This is a genomic window from Sphingobacteriales bacterium, assembly GCA_012517435.1.
In the GTDB taxonomy this organism is placed as follows: domain Bacteria; phylum Bacteroidota; class Bacteroidia; order CAILMK01; family JAAYUY01; genus JAAYUY01.
The window spans coordinates 1-6939 of the sequence record JAAYUY010000008.1; the positions used below are offsets into that span (position 1 = coordinate 1).

5 protein-coding genes are annotated in these 6939 nt (G+C 38.7%); 2 read left to right on the forward strand and 3 right to left on the reverse strand.

Annotated features, from left to right (window positions below):
* Positions 1-131 precede the first annotated feature (131 nt).
* Entirely contained in the window at positions 132-920 is a 789-nt protein-coding gene (locus GX437_00390) for a hypothetical protein (protein ID NLJ06105.1), read from the reverse strand.
* Between the two features lie 71 nt (positions 921-991).
* Here GX437_00390 and GX437_00395 point away from each other — a divergent pair, with 71 nt between their 5' ends.
* Positions 992-3595 (forward strand): T9SS type A sorting domain-containing protein, encoded by a 2604-nt coding sequence (locus GX437_00395; protein ID NLJ06106.1) that lies wholly within the window; start codon positions 992-994, stop codon positions 3593-3595.
* Here GX437_00395 and GX437_00400 read toward each other — a convergent pair.
* A complete protein-coding gene (locus GX437_00400) occupies positions 3592-4674 on the reverse strand; it encodes an NTP transferase domain-containing protein (protein NLJ06107.1) in 1083 nt (360 codons plus the stop codon). The two genes, GX437_00395 and GX437_00400, sit on opposite strands and share 4 nt — an antisense overlap.
* A gap of 158 nt (positions 4675-4832) precedes the next feature.
* Here GX437_00400 and GX437_00405 point away from each other — a divergent pair, with 158 nt between their 5' ends.
* Complete coding sequence (locus GX437_00405; GenBank protein NLJ06108.1) at positions 4833-6731, forward strand: DNA primase; 1899 nt, start codon at positions 4833-4835, stop codon at positions 6729-6731.
* A gap of 60 nt (positions 6732-6791) precedes the next feature.
* On the opposite strand, the gene GX437_00410 is transcribed toward GX437_00405, so the two are convergent.
* On the reverse strand, positions 6792-6939 hold a 148-nt coding region (locus tag GX437_00410), incomplete at its 5' end, for a hypothetical protein (GenBank protein ID NLJ06109.1).

Here is a 6939-nt window from a genome sequence, read left to right on the forward strand (position 1 = left end):
AGTTCAGGTTAAAATAATAAATATCCTCACAAAGGAGCAGTTTTTAATATGTTGCAAAAATACAAAAAATATGCAGAGCCTGATGAAGAAAAAGAGCAGATTTTGAATTATTGAGCTATTCTCTGCTCTGGTTACTGAGACAAATATTTTTTCCGGTAAAAATCAACAAGCTTTTGAGCTGATGGAAGGTTTTTTTCATTTACAGGAATTTTTAAATCTGAATAAATTTTTGCATTTTTAGAAGAATAATACCATGATTCAAGCGTGAGGACAGTGAGCCCTTTTTTAACTGAAAGCTCAGCATTACTGAAATTGATTCCTTCGTCATAAAGAATGAATACTTTATTACCGGCAACGACAAGATCTTCAAAAAAGAATACCTGTACATCCTGATCGGGTATAACTTCATATTTTCTTTTTTCAGCATAGTTTCTCCCGATACCATACAGAATTGAAAAGGCTATTGAAACCAGAAATGATACAAGAAATCTGCCTTCACGTACAAGCATGAGAAAGGGGGTACCGATTACCACAATCAATATCATTTGAATGATGATGTCTTGTTTACGTTCTGATTTTTCAAAAGTTTTGAATTTCTGCCATTCTGCTGAAGGGATTTTCCATTCATCCAATAGTCCCTGCAATGTGGTGTTCTGATGTATTTTATCCCTGTATTTCGACCATTTCAGGCTGTTTAATATGGTAAGATCCCTTTCACTTTGTGTCCTGATTTTTTTTCTCAGAGTTTTCATGGTCAGCAATACCGCTGTCAGCAGAAAGCCTGATATCACCAAAAAGATGATAAAAAAGGCTGCATCTTCCTGACCGAAACGTAAAAGGCCAAAAACAGCAAAAGCCACAATGGAAATGACTGTTGCCAAAAGAAAATACAGCAAAAAGAGAGAGGTTTTGGGCTTCAACCTTTTAAAAACTTAATTTTCTTAACATTGTAAAGATAAAACTATTCTAAATTTGCTTAAAATTTTTGACTATGAAATCAGCTTTACAATTTACTTTACTAATAGTTTTAGTTGTGTTTTATTTTCAGGCAGACTGCCAGAGTTTGAATTCTCCTGAAAGCGTAGTTTTTGATGCCCCACGCAACAGATACCTGATATCGAATGCCGGAAACGGGACCATACTTGCTTATAATTACAGTACTTACAGTACTTTTGCCAGTGGCCTTTCCTCTCCGAAAGGTATGGTTGTCATTGGCAATTATCTGTATGTGACAGATGTTACCCGTGTAATGGGTTTTAACCTCGTCAATGGTGCTACGGTGATGAACCTGAACATTAACGGAGCTTCTTTTTTAAATGATATTACTACTGATAACAGTCAGTACCTGTATGTCAGCGACATGAACAATAACAATATTATCCGTGTCAATTATAAAAACTATACTTATACTACATTTGCAAGCAGCGGGCTGAACAAACCGAATGGATTACTGTATGATGTTAAAAACAGCCGGCTGATTGTTTGTTCCTATATCAATAATGCCCCTATTCAGAGTGTCAGCCTGTCGAATGGTACGGTTTCGACTATTGTTACTACCTCTTTATCAAATCTTGACGGACTAACGGTTGACGACAGCGGTTATATTTATGTTTCAGCATGGGGAACCAATGCCGTTTACCGTTTCAGTTCTGATTTTACAACCGGACCTGTACTTTATGCCTCCGGATTCAACGGCCCTGCTGACATTTTCTACAATCCCGAGGCAAAAGTTCTTGCCATTCCCGGTATGAACAACAATCAGCTGCATTTTAAGGATATGCTTTATGCCGTCATTAATCCACAGGGGAAAACGGACATTTGCCCAGGAGCTGATGTGTTGCTGAAAACGGCTACTGGCTCTGCGCTTTCCTATGTCTGGAAACTGAATGGGAACGTGGTAGGAACGGTTTCTTCCTACCTGGCCTATCAGCAGGGAAGTTACACGGTAACCATTACCAATCACCTGGGGACCAAAACTTCATCTCCTGTACAGGTTAATTTATACCAGAAACCTCCTGCACCCACCATTCAGATTTATGGCAATGTTTCATTCTGTCTGGGTGACAGTGTTGTACTGGAAGGCCCATCAGGTTATAATTATTTTTGGTCGGATTCGCAAACTACTCAAAAGATAATTGTCAGACAGTCTGGTTCTTATAAGCTAATGGTAATTGATACCAATCAATGCAAAAGCGACTATTCTGCTGAAGTTAAAACTACCCGGCATCCGGCTATCGTCAAGCCGGTCATCAGTTATACCAAAACGGAAATTTGCAGGGGAGACAGTATTATTTTAGAAGGCCCTTCGGGTTATTCCTATATCTGGTCAAATGGAAAAACCACACAGCAGATTATTGTCAAAGACAAGCTGACAGTTTCGCTGATAATTTACGATAACAGTTATTGCCAGAGTTATCCTTCTGATTCTGTTGAGATTATAGTTTATGAGAATCCTCCCAAACCCAAATTAATAGTTTCAGGTAAAACAGAATTCTGCAATGGCGACAGTGTTCTGATTACAGCACCATCGGGTTATAAAAGTTATCTCTGGAACAACAACAGCATCAAGGAATCGCAGTTAGCTTTGGTGAGTGATACCTTTTTTGTCAGGGTAACTGATTCGAATGCCTGTGTCAGCCCAAATTCTGACACAATTATCGTGCTTGTTCATGGCTTACCTTCAAAGCCGGTGATTTCATGGACGAATCAACTCACTTTTTGTAATGGCGACAGCATTGAACTTGCTGCCCCTCCGGGTTATGTCAAATACTTCTGGAACAATCAGGAAGGCAATGAAAAAATAACGGTGAAAGAAACCGACAGCTTTACCCTTTATGTCATTGACAGCAATAACTGCGTTAGCCCTGTTTCGGAAAAGGTCTATACGCTCAGACGTGAAAATCCGGTTAAGCCTCAGATAGTATTTGTTTACGGAAGTAAAATGTTCTGTGAAGGCGATAGTGCTGTTTTATCCACCCACCTGAATTACGTATCTTATTTATGGTCAACAGGGTGGGATAAAAAACAACTGACTGTTAATCAGACGGATACATTATCCGTGAAAGTCTGGGATCAATATGGTTGCTACAATGTTTCTGATGATGTGTTTATCAGTGTCCTGAAAATTCCGGCAAAACCTCAGGTACTTAAGTACAATAAAGACAGTCTTTTCTGTTCGGTTGAAGGAAGCTCCTACAAATGGATTTATAATGGCATGTCTCTCGCATTTACGGGAAGGGTCATTCCGATTTTAGGCGATGGAGCTTACCGTGTCATTGTCTTCAATGAAATTTGCGCTTCTGATACTTCTGAAGTGTATAATTATGTTGCAGGAAGCTTGCAGGAAGATTTGAAGAATCAGCTAATGGTATTCCCAAATCCAGCCATCTCAGTTATCAATATTGAACTGAAAGGCTGGGAAAAAATTTATGCTTACCGTTTGATGGACATTTCAGGAAAAGTAATGTTGGCAAACATATCGGACAAAGCAGCTAATAAATTGATTCTGAATGTTTCTGATTTTCCAAAAGGGATTTATTTTATTGAAATACAGTCGGATAAGAAAAGATTGACCCGAATGTTTATGGTTGATTAAATGAATTTATCCCTGTATTTGGATTTAATTTCATTCACAAGGTTGCGGATGTCCTGTTCCTGATTCCGGTCTGCCACCAGAATAATGTTGTCAGATTCAACAATAATTAAATCACTGACATTGTTGACTGCAAGCAGTTTATCATCTGAAATTTTTATGATGCAATTGGATGCATTACGGGTAAATACATATTTACCTTTTACATGGTTGTTGTTACCGTCTTTTTTAACATATTCAAACAGGGAGTTCCATGTACCGATATCCGACCAGCCGAAGTTCCCGGGCAAAACATATACATTTGATGCTTTTTCCATGATGCCGTAGTCTATCGATACTGAAGTACATTTTGAATAAGCCTTGGCAATTTCTTCTTCTTCCTTTTCGGAAAAATAAATGTCTTTCCCCAAGGAAAAGCATTCATCAACCTCAGGCAGGTGTTTTTTAAATGCCTCCAGAATTGATTTTACGTTCCAGATAAAAATCCCTGCATTCCAGAGAAATTCACCGCTTTTTACAAACTGTTTGGCAATTTCAAGGGGTGGTTTTTCCGTAAAAGTCTTAACTTTATAAATGCCTTCTTCATGATTGGTGTCGTCAAACTGAATGTAGCCGTAACCCGTATCAGGCCGGTTGGGAGTGATGCCCAGTGTCAGCAATATATTTCTTTCCGAAACAAAATTCAGGGATTTTAAAATAGAGTCAATGAATAATTTTTCATTGAGAATCAGATGATCGGAAGGTGAAACAACAATACTGGCCTCAGGATCAGTCTGTGCAATCTTATGAACAGCGTAGGCAATACAAGGGGCGGTGTTGCGGGCAAGTGGTTCTGATAATATTCTGTCAACAGGAATGTCAGGTATCTGATCCCGAATGATACTTACATAATCTTTATTGGCTACGACAAATATGTTTTCTTTTGGACAAACCTGCAGAAAACGGTCATAGGTTGACTGAAATAAGGTTTTTCCGGTGTTCAGAACATCTAAAAACTGTTTGGGATATTTTTGCTTGCTTAGTGGCCAGAACCGGCTGCCTACTCCACCGGCCATAATGACTGTATAATAGTGAGAAATCATGAATTGAAAAAATTTTTTCAGTCTGCAAAAATAAGCCCCTCTTTTGTTTTTATCAGTCATGATAAAGTTTTTTTTTATTGCCGCGAGATGGGCTTTTTACTTAATTTGAAACTCCAAAAAATCGCCTAATCTGATTATTTTTAAAGGTTTTTTGTGTAATGATCAAGCAGGAAGTAATAGAAAGCATTTTATCGGTTGTCAGGATTGAAGAAGTCATAGGGGAGTTTGTCAGTCTGAAAAAGGCTGGAAATAACTACAGGGGTCTTTGTCCTTTTCACAGCGAAAAAACGCCTTCTTTTTATGTTTCTCCGGCAAAGGAAATTTATAAATGCTTTGGTTGTCAGCGGGTTGGAAATGCGGTCAATTTCCTGATGGAACATGAGAAATATACCTATCCCGAAGCACTGAAATATCTTGCTGCAAAATACAACATTCCTGTTGAAGAAACCTTTACCTCTGAAGAAGCAAAAAAAGAAAAAGAAGAGCAGTCAAGCATTTTCATCATCCTGAATTATGCACAGCAATTTTTTCATGATTATTTGCTGAACACAGAAGAAGGTGTTTCAAAAGGTCTTGAATATTTCAAAAGCAGGGGCATTACCCATGAAACCATCAAAATATTTGGGCTTGGGATGAGCCCTTCTGAGAAAGACCTTTTTACCCGGAATGCCCTTCAGAATGGTTATCTTGAAAAATATCTCATTGACTCGGGAATGTCGGTTAAAACGAATGACGGACGTTTAATCGACAGGTTCAGGGAAAGGGTTATGTTCCCGATTTATTCCATCACAGGCAGGGTGCTGGGCTTTGGTGGAAGAGTACTTGGAAAGGCCACCAATGAGGCAAAATACATCAATTCTCCCGAAACACCCATTTTCAGTAAAGGAAAAAATCTTTACGGGCTCAATCTGGCAAAAAACAGCATCCAGAAAAACGATAAATGTTATCTCGTTGAGGGTTACACCGATGTGATTGCACTTTATCAGCAGGGATTTGATAATGTGGTCGCTTCTTTAGGCACCAGCCTGACCGAAGATCACACCCGCCTGATAAAAAGATACACCAACAACCTGACTTTCATCTTTGACGGTGATGAAGCCGGAATTAAAGCCTCCCTGAGAGGAATTGATATTGCCCTGAAAGAAGAAATCAACACACGGATTATTGCATTGCCGGAAAATGAAGACCCTGATAGCTTTACCAAAAAGTTTAATGTAAACGATGTCAGGCTGTTTTTTAAAAAAAATGAGACTGACTTTATTTTATTTAAAACACGGTTTTTATTCGGGAACAAAACGGATGAGCCTCTGAAAAAAGCAGAAGTTGTCAGGAATATCATTAAATCTATCATTCAGATTCCGAATTTCATTACCCGCAGCAATTATATTAAAGAATTGAGTTATGAACTCAGTATAGAAGAAGATATCCTCTACAGGGAACTGAATGCACAGCTTTCAGCTCAAAAAACAACGGTTTCGGTTAAAAAAAGTGCTCCGGCAGAAACCACACAAACCCAGGAACTGCAAAAACATTTGAGTAGCACAGTATCAGAGCAGGAAAAAAATATCATCAGGCTTCTGATTGCTGCCGGAAACATGGATTACAATGCTCTGGTAAAATGTGCCGACATTATTTTTGACCATATTTCTGATACGAAATGGGAAATTCCCGAGTATGAGAATATTTACAATTACTTTTTTTCTTACAGACAGGAAAAGAAAGATTATCCCGATATCAAACATTTTATTCATCATCCCGACAAAACGTTTCAGCAGATAGCCGCTGAAGTTAGTTTTATTGATAAAGGTATCAGCGAAAACTGGTCGAAAAAAACGGGCAGGGAAGTGCCTGTCAGCTTTAATTTTAAAAGTGAAATTGATTCAGCACTCAAACATTTTACCTTGAGAAAATACCAGTCGATGCTGAAAGAAAATGCAAAGAAACTCAGAGAAAAAAAACTGACAGTTGAAGAAGAGCAGCATTATCAGGAAGTTCAGAAAGCCATTCAGGAATTATTGGTCAGGCTAACCTCAGAATTAGGAGTGGTTATTTTTTAAGTGGAAACAAAAAAAGGGAGGCCAACGGCCTCCCTTTAGAATATGAAGCATGGAGATTAATTATCTCAGCAGGGTAACGGTACCGGAGTACTTATAGTCAGCGCCATCGAGTCCTTTGAGCTTCATGATGTAAACATAAACGCCCATGGGACATTTTTCAGGGCTGTTGAGGTAAGTACCTGGCCAGCCATGCGTAGCATAGTCGTGG

Coding starts and splice junctions, on each gene's coding strand:
- GX437_00400 (NLJ06107.1), bottom strand. CDS start 4,674: ATGATTTCTCACTATTATACAGTCATTATGGCCGGTGGAGTAGGCAGC.
- GX437_00405 (NLJ06108.1), top strand. CDS start 4,833: ATGATCAAGCAGGAAGTAATAGAAAGCATTTTATCGGTTGTCAGGATT.
- GX437_00395 (NLJ06106.1), top strand. CDS start 992: ATGAAATCAGCTTTACAATTTACTTTACTAATAGTTTTAGTTGTGTTT.